At 63.2% G+C, this 17,991-nt stretch carries 12 protein-coding genes and 2 pseudogenes; 5 read left to right on the top strand and 9 right to left on the bottom strand.

Going from position 1 to position 17,991, the window contains the following annotated elements; genetic code table 11:
- Positions 1-60: 60 nt before the first annotated feature.
- Together P5703_RS00065 and P5703_RS00060 are read left to right on the top strand one after the other, a co-directional pair.
- Positions 61-1,467 (top strand): adenosylmethionine--8-amino-7-oxononanoate transaminase, encoded by a 1,407-nt coding sequence (locus tag P5703_RS00065; protein WP_285585059.1) that lies wholly within the window; start codon positions 61-63, stop codon positions 1,465-1,467.
- A gap of 86 nt (positions 1,468-1,553) precedes the next feature.
- Positions 1,554-2,270, top strand: coding sequence for a 16S rRNA (uracil(1498)-N(3))-methyltransferase (locus tag P5703_RS00060; protein WP_125865050.1), 717 nt, complete (start codon positions 1,554-1,556; stop codon positions 2,268-2,270).
- A gap of 13 nt (positions 2,271-2,283) precedes the next feature.
- Here P5703_RS00060 and P5703_RS00055 read toward each other — a convergent pair whose 3' ends face one another.
- The 9 genes from P5703_RS00055 to pilG form a co-directional block, all read right to left on the bottom strand.
- Entirely contained in the window at positions 2,284-2,754 is a 471-nt protein-coding gene (locus P5703_RS00055) for a chemotaxis protein CheW (RefSeq protein WP_011914952.1), read from the bottom strand.
- Entirely contained in the window at positions 2,751-3,803 is a 1,053-nt protein-coding gene (locus tag P5703_RS00050; RefSeq protein ID WP_014597991.1) for a chemotaxis protein CheB, read from the bottom strand. The genes P5703_RS00055 and P5703_RS00050 overlap by 4 nt, the downstream gene beginning before the upstream one ends.
- Entirely contained in the window at positions 3,796-8,925 is a 5,130-nt protein-coding gene (locus P5703_RS00045) for an Hpt domain-containing protein (RefSeq protein ID WP_502989184.1), read from the bottom strand. The genes P5703_RS00050 and P5703_RS00045 overlap by 8 nt, the downstream gene beginning before the upstream one ends.
- 74 nt (positions 8,926-8,999) lie before the next feature.
- Entirely contained in the window at positions 9,000-11,096 is a 2,097-nt protein-coding gene (locus P5703_RS23995; protein ID WP_502989178.1) for a FimL-related protein, read from the bottom strand.
- Entirely contained in the window at positions 11,093-11,959 is an 867-nt protein-coding gene (locus tag P5703_RS00040) for a CheR family methyltransferase (protein ID WP_079328555.1), read from the bottom strand. The genes P5703_RS23995 and P5703_RS00040 overlap by 4 nt, the downstream gene beginning before the upstream one ends.
- A 60-nt stretch (positions 11,960-12,019) precedes the next feature.
- Positions 12,020-14,068 (bottom strand): methyl-accepting chemotaxis protein, encoded by a 2,049-nt coding sequence (locus P5703_RS00035; protein WP_020305670.1) that lies wholly within the window; start codon positions 14,066-14,068, stop codon positions 12,020-12,022.
- Between the two features lie 78 nt (positions 14,069-14,146).
- The gene (locus P5703_RS00030; protein WP_013984316.1) at positions 14,147-14,683 is read right to left on the bottom strand and encodes a chemotaxis protein CheW; all 537 of its coding nucleotides are present in this window, start codon (positions 14,681-14,683) and stop codon (positions 14,147-14,149) included.
- A gap of 41 nt (positions 14,684-14,724) precedes the next feature.
- Complete coding sequence (pilH, locus tag P5703_RS00025) at positions 14,725-15,090, bottom strand: twitching motility response regulator PilH (RefSeq protein WP_003297216.1); 366 nt, start codon at positions 15,088-15,090, stop codon at positions 14,725-14,727.
- 44 nt (positions 15,091-15,134) lie between these two features.
- Entirely contained in the window at positions 15,135-15,542 is a 408-nt protein-coding gene (pilG, locus tag P5703_RS00020) for a twitching motility response regulator PilG (RefSeq protein ID WP_003282729.1), read from the bottom strand.
- 236 nt (positions 15,543-15,778) lie between these two features.
- Between pilG and gshB the strand changes: the two genes are divergently transcribed.
- The 3 genes and pseudogenes from gshB to P5703_RS00005 form a co-directional block, all read left to right on the top strand.
- Positions 15,779-16,729 carry a glutathione synthase gene (gene gshB, locus P5703_RS00015; protein WP_285585050.1) on the top strand — a complete coding sequence of 317 codons (951 nt, stop codon included), beginning with the start codon at positions 15,779-15,781 and terminating at the stop codon, positions 16,727-16,729.
- A gap of 87 nt (positions 16,730-16,816) precedes the next feature.
- Positions 16,817-17,711: pseudogene (locus P5703_RS00010) on the top strand (energy transducer TonB).
- 65 nt (positions 17,712-17,776) lie between these two features.
- Positions 17,777-17,991 (top strand): annotated as a pseudogene (locus P5703_RS00005) (YqgE/AlgH family protein); the annotation flags it as partial.

The raw sequence follows: 17,991 nt of genomic DNA, 5'->3' as shown, positions 1-17,991 counted from the left end.
CGCATCGAGTGTCACTTGCAAGTTCTGCTAGGCTTCGCGACTTACTGCGGAGGACCCAACATGAGCCTGAACGACAGCTGGATGCAACGCGACCTCGCCGTGCTCTGGCATCCCTGCACCCAGATGAAGGACCACGAGCAGTTACCGCTGATTCCCATCCGCCGCGGCGACGGCGTGTGGCTGGAGGATTTCGACGGCAAGCGCTACCTGGACGCCGTCAGCTCTTGGTGGGTCAACGTGTTTGGTCATGCCAATCCACGTATCAATCAACGCATCAAGGATCAGGTCGATCAGCTTGAGCACGTGATGCTCGCAGGCTTCAGTCACCAGCCAGTGATCGAGCTGTCCGAGCGGCTTGTCGCGCTGACGCCGGCCGGGCTGGACCGGGTGTTCTACACCGACAACGGTTCGACCGGTATCGAAGTGGCGCTGAAGATGAGCTTCCACTATTGGCGTAACAGCGGCCGTGGGCAGAAGCAGCGATTCGTCACCCTGACCAACAGCTATCACGGCGAAACCGTTGCTGCGATGTCGGTGGGCGATGTCGCACTCTTCACCGATACCTACAAGCCCATGCTGCTGGATACCTTCAAGGTACCGAGTCCGGATTGCTATCTGCGTCCTGAGGGTGTCAGCTGGGAGGAGCACTCCCGGCAGATGTTTGCGCACATGGAGCAGACGCTTGCCGAGCATCATCAGGACATCGCCGCGGTCATCGTCGAGCCTTTGATCCAGGGTGCCGGCGGCATGCGCATGTATCATCCGATCTACCTCAAGCTGCTGCGCGAAGCCTGCGACCGCTACGAGGTGCACCTCATCCACGACGAGATCGCCGTCGGCTTCGGGCGCACCGGCACGATGTTCGCCTGCGAGCAGGCCGGCATCACGCCGGACTTCCTCTGCCTGTCCAAGGCCCTTACCGGCGGCTATCTGCCGATGGCCGCGGTGCTCACCACCGACCGCCTGTATCAGGCGTTCTACGACGACTACTCGACCCTGCGCGCCTTTCTTCATTCGCACACCTACACCGGCAATCCGCTGGCCTGTGCCGCCGCACTGGCGACGCTGGACATCTTCGCCGAGGACAACGTCATCGAGGCGAACAAGGCGCTGGCCGCACGCATGGCCAGCGCCACCGCGCACCTGGCCGAGCATCCACATGTGGCCGAGGTGCGCCAGACCGGCATGGCGCTGGCCATCGAGATGGTTCAGGACAAACCCAGCCGTACGGCCTACCCCTGGCAGGAACGTCGCGGACTGAAGGTCTACCAGCATGCGCTGGAGCGCGGCGCCCTGCTGCGCCCGCTGGGCAGCGTGGTGTACTTCCTGCCGCCGTACTGCATCACCGAAGAGCAGATCGACTTCCTCGCCGCGGTTGCCAGCGAAGGGATCGATATCGCCACCCGCGACACCGTCCAGGTGGGGATGCCGAGCGGCCTCTATCCGGGCTTCCGCGATCCGGGCTGAACACCACGCAGCGTGCGGCGGCCTGCTGAGCGGGCTGCCGATGCTTTAGACTTGCCGTTCCATCCACCACGCCCTGCCGTTGCCCTATGCGCCTATCCCGCTTCTTCATCGACGCCCCTCTTTCCCTCGGCCAGCATGCGTTACCCGAGGCATCGGCTCATTACATCGGGCGGGTCCTGCGCCTGTCGGCCGGCAGCGCGGTGCAACTGTTCGACGGCAGCGGTGCCGAGTACCGCGGCGAACTGCTGGAGGTGGGCAAGAAGAGCGTCAGCGTGGAACTGCACGAACGCCTGACGGGAATGCCGGAATCACCGCTGCGAATCAACCTCGGTCAGGGCCTGTCCCGTGGCGAACGCATGGACTGGGCGATCCAGAAGGCCACCGAGCTGGGCGTCAGCGAAATCACCCCGCTGATCAGCGAGCGATGCGAGGTCCGCCTCAACGATGAGCGCGCCGACAAGCGCCTGGCCCATTGGCGACAGATCGCCATCAGCGCCTGCGAGCAGTGCGGCCGCTCGGTACTGCCGATCATCCATGCGCCGGTCACGCTGCGCGACTGGCTGGACGTCGAGGCCGACCTCAAGCTCGTGCTGCACCCGGTGGCCGAGCCGCTGGCAAGCCATGCCAAGCCGCAGAGCCTGGCATTTCTGATCGGCCCGGAGGGCGGCCTGAGCGATAGCGAAGTCGAGCTGGCCAGCGGCCAGGGGTTTCTGCCGGCCCGGCTCGGCCCGCGAGTACTGCGCACCGAGACCGCACCGGTGGTGGCATTGAGCGTGGCGCAGCAGCTGTGGGGCGACTTCTAGCCGCGGACCGCAGTCAGATCAGGCCGGCGTCTGCCAGCTTCTGCTCCAGGCCGACCAGGTCGGGAATACGTGCCTGCATATCACCGAGGTTGACCGCATCCAGCTCCAGCGGTGCAAGTTCTACGTCCGCCCGCGCCAGGCTCGCATCGACCTTGATCGAGTGCGGAATGCCCTGCACCAGCAGGGCAATGAACTTGACGTGATCGCGCCCGCCGACAGCGTTGAGCACGGCCACCCGCGCGGCGCTGCCCACCGGCTGCGGCTCGCCGCTGGAGGCGGCCTCGAATGACAGCAATGGCAGACTCAGGTCGCGCCACTGCACCTGGCCGAGAAACCAGGCCGGCATGCCCTGTACCGCCTGTGGCGCACGGTACGGAATCAGCTCGGCTACCGCCACGTTGGGTACCAGCAGCATGCGATCGGCAAGCGGCATCAGCAGCCCGGTAAGGCTTTCCGCGTCCTGAGAAATGACCGTCTGACTCATGAATTATCCCGTTGAAAAGACGTGGTGGGCGCCCCGGCCTGGTTCACCAGATGATTGACTAGCGCCTGCGCCAGTTCTCGTGGATCACCGCTGTAGGAGCTGTAGCCGCCCTCGCGAAGGTTGTCCGGCATGCTCGAGCAGGCGCAGGAGTCGGCGCGCTGCGTCCATACCTTGCCGCCCTGACGCAGCACGTACGCCGCCGCGGCACTGCCGTCGCTTCCCATGCCGCTGAAGGCGATGACACCGCAGCGGCCGCCGAACTGCTGGGCCAGGTTCAGCATCATCTGGTCGATCGAGGGGCTGTACGGCTCTGGCCAGCAGCGGCCGGTCAGGCGCGCGCTGCCATCGTCCTCGAACGCCAGCTCCTCACTGATCGGGGCGATTACCACCTCGCCGCAGCGAACCGGCTCACCCGGGCGGACCTGCCGCACCTGCCACTGGCTATGGCGCCCCACGGCCTGGGACAGCGCCGACTCGAAGCTCGCCTCGATATGCTGGGCGTAGACGAAGCCCACCGGCAACCCGCCGGGCAAGGCATCCAGAAAGGCCTTCACCGCCTCCGGCCCGCCCAGCGAGGCTGCCAGCAGCCAGACCTGATGTGCCGGTTCTCCGGCACGCAGCGCGGAATCGGCCAGCACTGCAGGCAGCGTCAGTCGCTCCGGACGCTGCCCTTCGCCCTGCAACACGTCCAGCCGTGGCCCGACGGCACGCGACGGATCGCCCACCAGGCGCTTGAGCTTGCTGAACAGGCTGCGCTCCCAGCGTGGGTAGAACTCCGAATGGCGTTCCGGCGCATGCCCTTCGCCGAACAGCACCCGCGTGGTGTCGCGCTCCAGCAAGGCATCCACCAGCGGGGAGTCTTCGGTCTGGGCCAGATCCACCAGCCACAGGTCCGCTTCGGTGCTATCCAGATCGGCAGGTTCAAGACGCGCCGGGTCGTTGTTCAGCACCACCTGATAGCCACTTCCGGTCAACGCCTGCTGCAGCACGTGACGCTGCAGCGAGGTATCGGCGAGTACCGCAATACGGGTGGAGAGCACTTCAGACATCGGCGTGGACCAGGCGCTGGATGGCCTCGAGCAGGACGGACTCCTGGTACGGCTTGCCCAGGTATTCGTTGACGCCGATGCTCAACGCGCGATCCCGGTGCTTCTCGCCGGTACGCGAAGTGATCATGACGATCGGCAGGTCCTTGAGGCGCTCGTCATGGCGCACCAGCGTGGCGACCTCGAAGCCGTCCATGCGAGGCATCTCGATATCCAGCAGCATGATGTCCGGCTTGCGCTCCTGCAGCTGGGTGATCGCATCCACCCCATCCTTGGCGGTCAGCACGTTCATGCCGTTGCGCTCCAGCAGGCGGCTGGTGACCTTGCGCACAGTGACCGAGTCGTCGACCACCATGACCAGCGTCGGCCGCTCGCTTTCCACCTCGACGGATTCGGGCAGCTGATCGATCAGCCTCGGCTGTTGCTGCTGAATGATCTGATGCGCATGCAGGACACGAATGGTGGCCAGCAGATCGAGAATCACCACCACGCGACCGTCGCCGAGGATGGTCGCGCCGGAGATGCCATGGACGCCGGCGAACTGCGGGCCGAGGCTCTTCACCACGATCTCGCGCGAGCCGGCCAGGCTGTCGACCTGCACCGCGACACTGTGCTCCTTGGAACGCACCAGAATCACCGGCAGCGGCAGACTCTGTCCGACCAGCTTCGGCTTCTGCCCGTTGTTCAGCAGATCGCCGAGGTAACGCAGCTCGTAGGCCTGACCGGCATATTCGAAGCGCGGCGCATCCGGCTGGTAGTAAGCCTCCAGCTCGTACGGCGAAACCCGCACGATACCTTCGATGGTGTTCAGCGGGATCGCATAGAGGTCCTCGCCCGAGTAGACCATCAGCGCCCGGTTGACCGACACCGTGAACGGCAGGCGAATCAGGAAACGCGTGCCCTGGCCCAGCGTCGATTCGATGCTCATGGAGCCACCGAGCTGCTTGACCTCCGAATGCACCACGTCCATGCCGACACCACGGCCGGAGATCTGCGTGACGCGCTCGGCGGTGGAGAAACCGGCCTCGAGGATGAACTGCAGGATCTCGTGTTCGGACAGACCGCTGTCGGCGGACATCAGGCCGCGTTCGATCGCCTTGCGCCGCACCGCCTCGAGGTTGATGCCGCCACCGTCGTCCGCCAGCGTCAGGACGATATCGCCGCCTTCACGCGCCAGATCCAGGCGGATCGTGCCCTGCTCGGATTTGCCGGCGGCACGGCGCCGCTCGACCGACTCGATACCGTGGTCCACGGCATTGCGCAGCATATGTTCCAGCGGCGCGACGATTCGCTCGAGCACGCTGCGGTCCATCTCGCCGGTGGCGTTGCCGACCAGGAACTCGACCTGCTTGCCGAGTTCACCGGCCACCTGCCGGACGATACGACGCAGACGCGGCACCAGCCGCTCGAAAGGCACCATGCGCGTACGCATGAGGCCTTCCTGAAGCTCGGTATTGACGCGTGCTTGCTGCAGCAGCAGGGTTTCGGCATCGCGGTTACGCGCAGCGAGGGTTTCCTTCAGGTCGAGCAAGTCGGAGGCCGACTCGAACAGCGCACGGGACAGCTGCTGCAGCTGCGAATGGCGGTCCATCTCCAGCGGATCGAAATCGTCGTAGCCGGCCCGCTCGGCCTCGGCCTGATAGCGGCTGAGAATCTGCGCCTGGGTTTCGGTATCCAGGCGGCGCAGCTGATCGCGCACGCGCTCGATGGTCGCTTCCATTTCGCCGAGCGTGAACCCGACGTCGCTGACTTGCTGCTCCACCCGACCACGGAAGATCGAGGTTTCACCAGCCAGGTTGACAAGCCCTTCCAGCAGTTCCGCCGGCACCTTGACCAGTTCCTGTGGTGCTCGACGCGCAGCGGCTTCCTGAGCGGCCTGCTGGGCGCGCCGAATAAACGGCAGGACCTTTGCCGGCGCAGCGCTTGGCGCCGGCTGGCTGCTCGCCGCAACGATCGGCTGCGGCAGTGTCAGCGGCTCGCTCGGCAACGGCGACTCGGTCTCCTGCAGCTCCGCATGCTGTGGCTCCGAATACAGCGGCTCGGCGCTATCGCTGGCAAGGCTGTCGCGCAACTGCTCGACGTCCTTGAGCAGCGCGTCATAACCCTGTTGTACATCGAGGAACAGACTGTCCGGCCAGGGGGCGCCCTGTTGCTGCGCCTCGCTCAGGCGCTGCTCCAGATCATGGGCCATGTTGCCCAGGGCAGTCTGCCCCGCCAGGCGTGCCCCGCCCTTGAGGGTGTGCAACACGCGAAGCATGTCAGCCAGGGGCGCCGCGTCCTCGCGGCCAGCATCCCAGCGGCCCAGGGCCGACTCCATCTCTTCCAGCAGGTCGTCCGCTTCCTCGACGAAGATATCGAGGATCTCGGCCTCGGCCGACTGCTGCGCATCCTCCTGCGCAGCCTTCAGCGATACGCTGCTGGGGATGCTCAGCTGTTCCTCGGGGTTGTTGCGAAATCGGCGAATCGTCTCGATCAGCGCATCACCGCTAGGGATCGGATTGTGCGCCCGCACCGCTTCGAGCATCTCCGCCAGACGGTCCTGGCAGGCCTGCAGGAGGCCGAACAGCTCGGAACTGGCTCGGTAGCTGCCCGCGCACAGCCCCTCATAGAGAAACTCGAGTTCATGGGCGAGATCACCGATCTCGCGGATATCCGCCATCCGTGCGCCACCTTTGAGGGTGTGCAGGTCCCGCTGCAGTGCTTCGAGCTCGAAGCTGTTGTCGACATCCGCCATCCAGCGCTGTAACCCGCCGGCCGCGCTTTCGATAAGGTCGAAGCCCTCCTCCAGGAAGATCTCCACCAGCTCGGGGTCGCGATCTACCAGCTCTGGCTGACGATCGACCGCTTCGGCTCGCGGGGCATCCGCAGCCACCTCGAACGACGCGGGCGCGTCTTCGATTTCAGGCAATTCGAGCTCGATCTCGTCCTGCGCTTCGCTGAACGAGGCCTCGGTGGCTTCGACGTCCTCCAGGGGACTGACTGCTTCACCCTCTTCGCTGGTGAATGACTCATCGATGTCAGCCAGTGGCAGATCGATGACCTCCATGACCGGAGGCTGGTCCGGCACAGCGTCAAAAGCGTCCTCGCCCTCGAGTGGCTCCTCGAACGTATGGGACTCATTACCCTGATCCGGCTGCGCCTCGGCCACTACGTCCTCGGCTTCGAACGCAGGAAAAGCGCCCTGACGAAAGGCGCGCATCGACTCGATCAGAGCATCGGCGCAGCTCATCGGCAGCTGGCGTTGCAGTTGTTCGAGCTGCAGGGCCAAGTGATCGTGGCTGCGCTGCAACAGCGTCGCCAACTCGACGGAGTGGACGTAACGGCCGTCGGAGAGACCTTCATAGAGCGATTCAAGCTCGTGCGCCAGGTCACCGATCGGGCGAATGGAGGCCATCCGGGCGCCACCCTTGAGGGTATGCAGGTCGCGCAACAGCGCCGAGAGGGCCATCTGATTGGCGGGATCGGCAAGCCAGCGATCCAGCGCCTGGCCTGCGCTCTCCATGAGATCGACCGCCTCATCGAGAAATATCTCGACCATTTCATGGTCGAGATCATCCTGCGCTTCGTCAACCACAGGATCGGCCGGCCACGCTTCGGCTTCGGCTTCGGCTTCGGCTTCGGCTTCGGCTTCGGCTTCGGCTTCGGCTTCGGCTTCGGCTTGCAATTGTGTAACGGGCGCGGGCGCGGACGATGCAACCTGCGGCTCGGCAAATGACTGCGCAAGATCCAGCGGGTCTATCGCCTCGTCCAGCAGCGCCTCCAGACGTGCCAGCAGTTCAGACTGCTCGCTGACCTGCAGCGCTGCCGCCACCTGGTCCATCATCCCGACCAGCGCTTCATGGCCGCGCTCGACATCATCGAAGAAGCGCTCGCTGACGGCGAGTCGGCCCTCTTCGACGACGGCATACAGGCGCAGCAGGACCTGACACAGGGCCTCCATCTGCGGCAGATCGGCCATCTTGGCGCCCTGCCCGAGCGTGGTCAGCTCCTGCAGCAGAGCGGACAGCTCCTGGCGCTCGGCCGGATGCTCACGCCAGCTGCGCAACAAGTCTTCTGCGTCCAGCAGAATATCCATGCCTTCGGAGAGGAACAGCGCAATCATGCTCGGATCGCGCGCCTCGCCTGCATCGTTCTGCTGGCGGGCACCCGCCTCGACCAGTCGCGCCTGATGCAACGCATGCACCTTGGCCAGGAACGCGGGAGCCCCTTCGATCGGTGCCAGCGGTTCATGGTCGAGATTGACCAGCCCCTGCCGCAGCAGCGACTCGGCCTCGTGCAGCAACTCGGCTTCCGCCAGGTCCATCTGGATCAGGTTGGTCTTGAATTCCTTGACCATCTTTTCCAACGGCGTCGCGATTTCCGCAACGGGCAGGATGCCGGCCATGTGCGCACTGCCCTTGAGGGTGTGCAGCGCGCGCTGCAATGCATCGGTCACCGGTTGGGGCAGGCGTTGCGCGCAATCTGCGAGAAAGCTGACGAGCGTGGTCAGGTGCGACTCTGCCTCGTTGCGAAAGATTTCCAGCAACTGCGGGTCCAGCGCATCGTCATCATTTTCAGGCAGAACCGCCTGAGGCGCTTCGGCGATCGGTGCGGGCTCTGAGTCGACGTCAGGCACAAAGGCCTCGACAACCTCAGCGACGGGCTGAGGCAGCGCTACCGGCTGCCCCTTGGCCAGCGCATGTGCGGTGGCGGCCAATCGATCGACATCGTCACGCTGGCGCTGCGCCTTGGCGGCGAACTCCTCGACCAGCGCTGGCATCAGCTCGACGACGTCACGCACCACCTGCCTGACCGAATCGCCGGCGACGATGGTGCGATCCAGGACGCGATTGAGCAGGTTCTCGATGGACCATGCGAGTTCGCCGATGATCAGCGCCCGCACCATCCGTCCGCTGCCCTTGAGGGTGTGGAATGCACGGCGGACTTCACCCAGTGCATCCTTGTCATCACTGTCGGAGAACCAGCGCGGCAGGTATTCGCCGATGGTTTCCAGGACTTCAGCGGCCTCTTCGATGAAGACTTCAAGCAGGTCTTCATCGACCGGCTCCTCGTCGGCAGGCGGAGGCAGGAGGCTTGGCGGAGCATCCTGTGCCGGCGGATCGATGGCGGTAACCGGCGCGGCCATCACCTGCTCCAGGCCGATTGCCGGCTCGGGTTCGACAACGGGAGCTGCTTCGGGCTGCGTGAAGTCAGGCAGGGTCACTTCGGGAAGATCGAGCTCGGCAACCTGCGCCACGCTCCAGTCGTCCAGGCTCGGCTCCTCGCCCGCCGTCTCGGCAAGGGCCGGAGCAGCCGACGACTCATCATCCGGCAGACTGAAGACGATCTCATCGTCCGTGGAGGTTGAATCCCCAGCGTCCACTCGGGCTCGAATTCCACCGCCTCGATTTCGGGTTCGGCTTCCGCGGCGTCGAGCAGCAATTGCGACTCGCTGACGAACGCCGGCTCCGATGCGTCCGGTTGTTGTTCTTCAGAGGGCTCGGCAAAGGCAAACGTGTCGGGACTCACCTCCAGCTCTTCCGGAAGCACTTCGATCTCGTCCAGTGGATCCAGCATCTCGGATTCGGCGATCTGCTCTACCGGTTGCGGCTTCTCTTGTCCCAGCGAATAACCCAGGTTCTGCAGACTCTCCTCGGCCACATCGAGAATCAGGTCGCCTTGCGTCCCGCAGTCTTCCGACAGTCGCTCCAGGTAGTACTCGACGCTGGTGATCGCATCCGCCAAGGTGTCCAGGCTCTGCCAGTCAGGCACAGCCTGGCGGGCCAACAGCTGGTCCTGAATGTAGCTGTTACAAGCCTGCAGCAGCGCTGCAGCACGCTCCAACGGAATCATGGCCAGGCCGCCACGGACCTGGGTCAGCAGATCGGGAACGCGCGCCAGGTGCTCGTGATTCCATTGCGAGGCGATGAACTCGATGATCGCATCCTTCGCCTGCTCCAGCCCGTTGCGCGCTTCGCGAATAACCAGCTGGTGAATCTGAGCCACATCGGTGGTCGGCAGATGATTCGCTTCGCTGCGCTCCTCCGCAGGGCCTCCGACCATGCCGGCGAGCGTGGCCTCGACATAGAGCAATGCTCCGGCGATATCCATCAGCACGGCGTCGTCGGGCGCCTGCCGTCCCTGCGCAACGGACTGGACCAGGGCGATCTGGTCGAGAATGATCTTGCGCGGCTGCGCGAAGCCGAGCACCGCCAGGGTGTCGGCGATCTGCTTGAGCGGCACTTCGAGGCTCGCAAGCTCGGAAATGACCTTGCGATCGCTACGCACGAACAGGTCAAGACTGTCCTTCACGCGGACCAGTTCTTCGCACAGTGCCGTGACCACCGAGCGCATCGCGCCTCGGTCCGGGCCAGCCAGCTGGGCGCGCTCCTGATCAACCACGGCGCTGTCCGGCAGCGCTTCATCGAGGCGATAGTGCTGCTTGAGCGTCTGGATGCGCGGCGTCTGCCCGGGCGCCTTGGCGACATAGAAGAGCAGATTCTTGATCAACTCATCAGGCGCAGCCTGGTTGATACCATCTGCGCCCTCCTCGACCAGCCGCTTGAGCTGCTTGTCCACCTGCCGCAGCAGGGTGCGAACCGATGTACCGTTGCTTACACCACCACTGGCCAGCCCTTCGACCAGCCCCGACGCGATCTGCCAGAGCGCAGCCAGCGGCGCATCCTTGCAAAGCTGTTCCAAGCGGGCAAATACCCGAGCCATATAGCCCAGATTGGTCGGAAGATCCTGGTTGCGGATCACGCCCACCAGTGCGACTTGCAGCATCTGGCGCAGCTTGCGCAGCAATGCCGGGAGCTCCTCGGTGCGCAGGCGCTCGACGGACTCGCGAGAAAGCGCCGGGGTGCGCCCGGAGAGATCGGGCGAGAAAAGGCTGGTTTCCGAGAGCAGCTTTTCGCCACGGGCGGCACGCAGATCATTGAGCAACGGCAGGACGACCATCGGCAGGTCGCGACGGGCGCTCTGGATGCGATCCAGATAGACGGGAAGCTGCAGGATGGCCTGCATCATCACCTCGAGCGCTTCGCCCTGGTTGGCCACGCGGCCTTCGAGCAGCGCACGCGCGAGCTGCTCCATTTCCTCGGCGAGCAGTGCCGCGCCGAAGAACTCGACCATCTGCAGAGTGCCATGTACCTGATGCACATAGGTCACGCAAAAGCTCATCCGAGTCGAGTCCTGTGGATTCTCGACGAACGCCTCCAGCGCCTGACGCGCCTGCTTAAGCGTTTCGGCAATCTCGCCTTTCACCCACTCCAGGGCGACATAATCGTGCCGATCACCCATAGCGACTCCGCTCATAAACTTTTCCGGGTAAAAGCCAGAACCTGATCATTGGCAACCGGAAGCAGATCCGGATGTTGCCAGCCGACCACCTCGCCTACGCCTATCACCAGCAGCCCCCCAGGGGCCAGGCACTCGGCCAGGCGATTGAGGATGTCGCGACGACGCCAGCGGCGGAAGTAGATCAACAGGTTCTGGCAAAAAATGACATCCATGCCGGAGATCGGCGAATTCGCCAGCTCCAGCACATTGAGCCTTGCAAAGCAAACGCGTGCAGCGAGATCAGGGACGACTTGAAAACGATCATCGGGTAACGACAGGAAGTAGCGCTCACGCCATGCCGGCTCGACCTGCTCCAGCCGACGGGCGCTGTAGACCGCCGCGCGACACTTGGCCAGGGCGCTGAGGCTGATGTCGGTGCCGGTAACCCCGAAACCCACCTTGACCGAGCTATGCGCCTGTGCCTCGGCAGCGGTCATCGCCAGCGAGTAGGTCTCCTCGCCACTTGCACAACCCACGCTCCATAACGTCAGCGGCCGATCGCCCGCCCTTTGCTCCAGACACTGGTCCAGATGAGCCTTCAGCAGCTCGAAGGAAGCGGGATGGCGAAAGAAGCGCGTCTCCTGGACCGTCAACCGATCCATGAGCGTCGACCATTCGACCGCACCTCGCGGACCGGACGTGACCTGACGATAGTAGGTGGCATAGTCGGGAGCCCCGACTTCGCGCATCCGTGCACTCAGGTTGGCCTGCAGGAAACTGCGCCGCTGCTCGCTGACGACCATGCCGGAACGCTCTTCGAGAAGCGTCTGCCAATCATGGAATTCCGCCGGCGACATATCGGCCAGGGGCTCCAATGCCCAGTCCAACCTCGGCTGCATGCCCTGCCCCTCGCTCGTGATCATCGGCGGCAGCCATCAATGACTGCCGCACCCATCAAGTCAGGCCTGATCCTGAGCATCCGGCAGGGTAAAACCGGAAACGGAATGGCGCATCTCGTTGGCCATCTTCGCCAGGTTACCAATGCTCTTGGCAGTAGCGGTGGTACCCGACGACGTTTGCGAGGTGATCTCCTGGATCACGTTCATGGTGTTGGAGATGTGACCAGCCGAGGAAGCCTGCTGGCGTGCCGCGTTGGAAATGTTCTGGATCAGCGCCGCCAGGGTCTTGGATACCTTCTCGATCTCTTCCAGTGCCACCCCGGCGTCCTGCGCCAGACGGGCTCCGCGCACCACCTCGGCGGTGGTCTGTTCCATCGAGATGACCGCCTCGTTGGTGTCGGTCTGAATGGTCTTAACCAGCGCCTCAATCTGCTTGGTCGCCGCCGACGAACGCTCCGCCAGACGCTGTACTTCGTCCGCTACCACCGCGAAGCCCCGGCCTGCGTCACCCGCCATGGAGGCCTGGATCGCCGCGTTGAGCGCGAGGATGTTGGTCTGGTCGGCAATGTCGTTAATCAGGCTGACGATGTCACCGATCTCCTGGGACGATTCGCCGAGACGCTTGATCCGCTTCGACGTGTCCTGGATCTGCTCGCGAATGTTGTCCATGCCGGTGATGGTGTTGTGCACCACCTCGTTGCCCTTGTTGGCAATTGCTACCGAGCGCTCCGCTACCGCCGACGACTCCGCGGCGTTGGCCGATACCTGGTCAATCGACACCGCCATCTCGTTGATTGCCGCCGACGCACCGGCGATCTCCTGCGCCTGATGCTCGGAAGCCTCGGCGAGGTGCATGGCCGTCGCCTGGGTTTCCTGGGCCGCGCCCGATACCTGCACGGCAGTCTGGTTGATGGTGGCTACCAGTTCACGCAGCTGGTCGATGGAGTAGTTGATCGAGTCGGCGATCGCACCGGTGAAATCCTCGGTTACGGTGGCGGCTACCGTCAGGTCACCGTCAGCGAGGTCGCCGATCTCGTCCAGCAGTCGCAGAATCGCTGCCTGGTTACGTTCGTTCTTCTCGGCGGTTTCGCTCAGGCGGCGACGTGCCTCCTGAACCATCACCAGGCCGATGAGAATGATCGCTGCCAGTGCAAGCGCACCCAGCACGTAGCCGATGATGGTGTTGATGTAACGCGCATCGGCGCGATTCTGCAGGCCTTGCGACAGCGCAGAGGTCTTGTCCAGCAGGGTCTGGGAAACTTCGAAGATGCTGTTCGCCGATTCGCGCACCTGGAACAGTTCCGGCGACGTCTCGAGAATCTCGTCCACCGAGCCGGATACGAACTGGAACAGCTCGGAAATTTCGGAAAGGCGATCGCGTGCTTCTTCGTCGGCAACCGCGGTGATGCCCATGGCGACGTTGCCTTCGATCATGGCGTTCAGAACCCGCCCGAACAGACTGGCATCACGACCGAACATGTCCGCCGCCTGGACCGAATCCTGGTCACCGGAAAGCACCTTGTTCACCGAACCGAGGATACGCTCCGCCAGCAACGACTGACGCTGTGCTACCGATACCTGAGCCGCAGGCGCACCGCTCTCCAGCAGGATGTCGACGACTTCCTCGTATTCGACCTGAAGCTGGGGAATGGTTTCTGCCAGGGTGCTGGCAACCTGATGCAGCGAGAGAACGGTTTGTTCACTGGAGAGGATGGCGTCGGTGTCGCGACGCAGCGTGCTCCAGTCCTGCTCTACGGCATTGACTTCCGCGCGCAGCGACTCGGGCACGGCGGGCAGGCCAATGCTGTCGTTGCCCTGAGACAGATAACCCCAGCGCTGGTTGAAGTCGTTACGAGCCTGTTTCAGGGAAGCGAAAGCCTCCTGTGTTCCCGTTGCCGCTTCCACGGCGTCCTTGGCGATCTGCTGGGACAGTACGCGCAGCTCTCCAGCGTGAGCGATGTACTCGTTATCGTGATCCGCTTGCGTATTTACGTACGCGAAGTTCGCGAACAGCAATACGATCGAAACGATCAGCACGATAAACAAACCGGTGATCAGCGTATTGCTGCGCACCCCGCTCAACAAAGCATTAGCATTCATTTTGATCATTATCCGGCCCCCGCCTGGACCTCCGTGCGCTTCCATCCAAGAACCAAAAGGCCGACCTCGGTCGACCCCACCTACAACTCAATAAGCGACGTCTAGAAACGCCTGATGTGTTGCCAGAGCGTGCGGGCTGAAGACCAGCCAGGGCTGCTCGCGCTGGAACACACCATGAATGAACGGTTGAATCGATGCCTCGATCGGAGGCAGCTCCTCGGAAAAGGTCTCCACCGGGAAGTGCTGCATGCCGAAGACTTCGTCGACGGTCAATCCGGCAAACACTTCCTGATGATCAACGACCAGAACCCTGCGCTGCTTTCGCAAAGGCGAGAGCTCAAGTCCGAAATACCCACAAAGGTCCATCACCGGCAGCAATCTGCCACGGACGTTCGCTACGCCCTTGACCCAGCTCTTGACGCCGGGCAGCAACGTATATCGAGGCTCATGCAGGATTTCACCGACCTCTCCCATCGGAGCGACGAACAGTCGCCCGCCCATCCGGAAACCGATCCCTCCCCAGGTTTGTACGGCTTCCTGCTGCGAAGGCAGACCGGCCGCATAGCTGCGGCATCGTTTATCTAGCTCCAGCAACTGCTGAAACGGCGTTTGCATGTCAGGCATGCTGGCCACGTCCCTTTGTCCGAGTGTTGGCTACCCCGGCATCAGCCTGCCAGAACGGCATTCAGGGTTTTCAGCAGTGTCGCTTCGTCCACCGGTTTGGTCAGGTAATCCTTGGCCCCCTGGCGCTTGCCCCAGACCTTATCGGTTTCCTGATCCTTGGTGGTAACGATGATCACTGGAATGTGACTGGTTTCAGAATCTTTGGTCAGCTGGCGCGTAGCCTGGAAGCCGTTCAAGCCAGGCATGACGATATCCATCAGCACGGCGTCCGGTTTTTCCTGGCGAGCCAACGCTACGCCGTCGGCCCCATTCTCGGCCTTGAGCACCACATGACCATGCTTCTCCAGCATGGCGGTGAGCTTGTACATTTCGGTCGGCGAATCATCAACAATCAGAACGCGAGCCATGATTTCTCCATTAGGAAGGCTTCAGCGGCAAACAATGCCGAACTTCAGGACGCTTGCTCCACCGGCGCGAAATCAGGGACATGAGCCTTGATTGCACCGAGCAGCTCTTCTTTGCTGAACGGTTTGGTGAGGTATTGATCGGAGCCGACAATGCGCCCCTTCGCCTTGTCGAACAGGCCGTCTTTGGAAGACAGCATGATCACTGGCGTCGACTTGAAGGAACTGTTGTTCTTGATCAACGCGCAGGTCTGATAACCGTCCAGCCTGGGCATCATAATATCGACAAAGATGATGCGGGGATGAGTATCCGCAATCTTGGCGAGGGCATCGAAACCGTCCACTGCGGTGATGACATCGCAACCTACTTTCTTCAGCAGGGTTTCAGCAGTGCGACGAATCGTTTTCGAATCGTCGATCACCATGACCTTCAAGCCCTCGGAGTGCTGTTCCATTTCGCCCTACCATCGCCTCGGTGAGTCGTAGTTTATCGTTATGTCAGTGCGCCGGAGGCCCTGCCACCGATGGGCTGCACCCAATCGCCGGACCTTTTTAGCACACTCCTCCTAGCCACGCTATCAACCGGAAAAGCATCCGGATTTTCCTTGACCCAGTGCACAACCACGGCCAATCTGCAGCGACCTTTTGCGCCACCGGCGGCACGTTGCCGCCCATAGCTGGAGAAACTCTCATGACCGTTCGCGTCGGGATCATCATGGACCCTATCGCGCAGATCGCCTTCAAGAAGGACAGCTCGCTTGCCATGCTGCTGGCCGCCCAGGCGCGAAGCTGGACACTCTTCTATATGGAGCAGCGAGACCTTTATCAGCTCGGCAACCAGGCCCGCGCACGCATGCGCTCGCTGCAGGTCTTCGACGACCCGCAGCACTGGTTCGAGACAGGCGAGGAGGTCGACATGGCCCTTGCCGACCTCGATGTGATCCTCATGCGCAAGGATCCGCCATTCAACAGCGAGTACGTCTACGCAACCTATCTGCTGGAACTGGCGGAAAAGGCGGGAACGCTGGTGGTCAACCGTCCGCAGAGCCTGCGCGACTGCAACGAGAAGTTCTTCGCCACTCAGTTCCCGCAGTGCACACCGCCGACCTTGGTCAGCCGACGCTCCGACATTCTCCGCGAGTTTGCCAACGAGCACCGTGACATCATTCTCAAACCCCTGGACGAAATGGGCGGCGCCTCGATCTTCCGTCATCGCGAGGGCGACCCCAATCTGTCCGTGATCCTCGAAGTGCTGACCGAACATGGAAGCCGGCAGATCATGGCGCAGCGCTACATTCCGGCGATCAAGGATGGCGACAAGCGCATCCTGATGATCGATGGCGAGCCAATCCCTGACTGCCTGGCGCGGATTCCCGCGGCTGGCGAGACACGCGGCAACCTGGCCGCCGGCGGCCGCGGCGTGGCGCAACCGCTGTCCGATCGCGACCGCGAGATCGCGGCTATCGTTGGGCCGCAGCTGCGTGAACGTGGCCTGCTGTTCGTCGGCCTGGATGTCATCGGCGATTACCTCACCGAGATCAACATCACCAGCCCGACCTGCATCCGCGAAATCGACAATGCCTTCGATACCCGTATCGGCGAACGCCTCATGGACGCGATCGCGGCCAAGCTGCAAGCTTGAACCAGCTAACAGCTTTGAGTTCGGAGCTTGCGACGGCGAGCTCAAAGCCGGCAGACTGCGCGGCACTTCGAGCCGACCCGACACGCGATGAACGCCGCTATCCGCCATCCTGCGCCTGAAACGACCCGAGTCCGCCCCGCGGACCGGCTCGGCTTCACGCTTTTCCTGGCTGCCGCACTGCACCTGGCCCTGATCCTCGGCCTGGGCTTCACGCTGTCCGAACCGAAGCAGATCAGCAAGACGCTGGAAATCACCCTCTCGACGTTCAAGAGCGAGGAAAAGCCCAAGGACGCGGATTTCCTTGCTCAGGACAACCAGCAGGGCAGCGGTACGCTGGAGCACAAGGCGTCGCCGAAGACCACCGAGCAGGCACCCTTTCAGGACACCGAAGTCCGCAAAGTCACTCCGCCCGCCGCACCCCCGCCCAGCACCCGGCCTGAGCCGGCCAAGACGGTCGTCACCACGCGCAGCCCGCAGCAGCAGAAGGCAGAGGTCAAGCAGCAGACGCAACCACAGCCCGAGCCGCAGTCCGCCCCGGCATTCGACAGTTCTCAGCTGAGCGCCGAGATCGCCAGCCTTGAGGCCGAACTGGCGAAGGACGTCGAGCGCTACGCCAAACGACCGCGGGTCAGCCGACAGAACAGCGCGGCCACGATGCGTGACATCAGCGCCTGGTATCGCGACGAATGGCGCAAGAAAGTCGAGCGCATCGGCAACCTCAACTACCCCGACGAAGCCCGCCGCCAGCAGATCTACGGCAGCCTGCGCATGCTCGTCACCATCAACCGCGACGGCACCGTGCAGGAACTGGCGCGTGATCGAGTCGTCCGGCCAGCCGGTGCTCGATGATGCCGCACTCCGCATCGTTCGCCTGGCCGCGCCGTTCGCCCCCTTCACCGGCGAACTGGCGCAGAAGTACGATCAGGTCGAGATCATCCGCACCTGGCGCTTCGAACGCGGTGACCGGCTGTCCAGCCGCTGAGACGCACGCGGGACCAACGGTCGCAGCTGTAGCCGGAATGCGGTGCAACGCTTAAGCTAACGCGCATGAAAAGCACCGCGCCCAGCTACCTCAAGCATCACTTTCTGATCGCCATGCCGCAGATGGCCGATCCGAACTTTGCCCAGACGCTGATCTACCTGATCGAGCACGGCCCGGAAGGCGCCATGGGGCTTATCGTCAACCGTCCAAGTGGCCTGAGCCTGGCCGATGTGCTCGAGCAGCCGCGCCGGACGAACCGAATCCGGCACTGTGTCAGAGC

This window comes from Stutzerimonas sp. FeSN7 (genome assembly GCF_030263795.1).
GTDB classification, from domain to species: Bacteria; Pseudomonadota; Gammaproteobacteria; order Pseudomonadales; family Pseudomonadaceae; genus Stutzerimonas; species Stutzerimonas stutzeri.
Note: the sequence above shows the minus strand (reverse complement) of the source record. Positions and strands in the feature narration are given on the sequence as shown.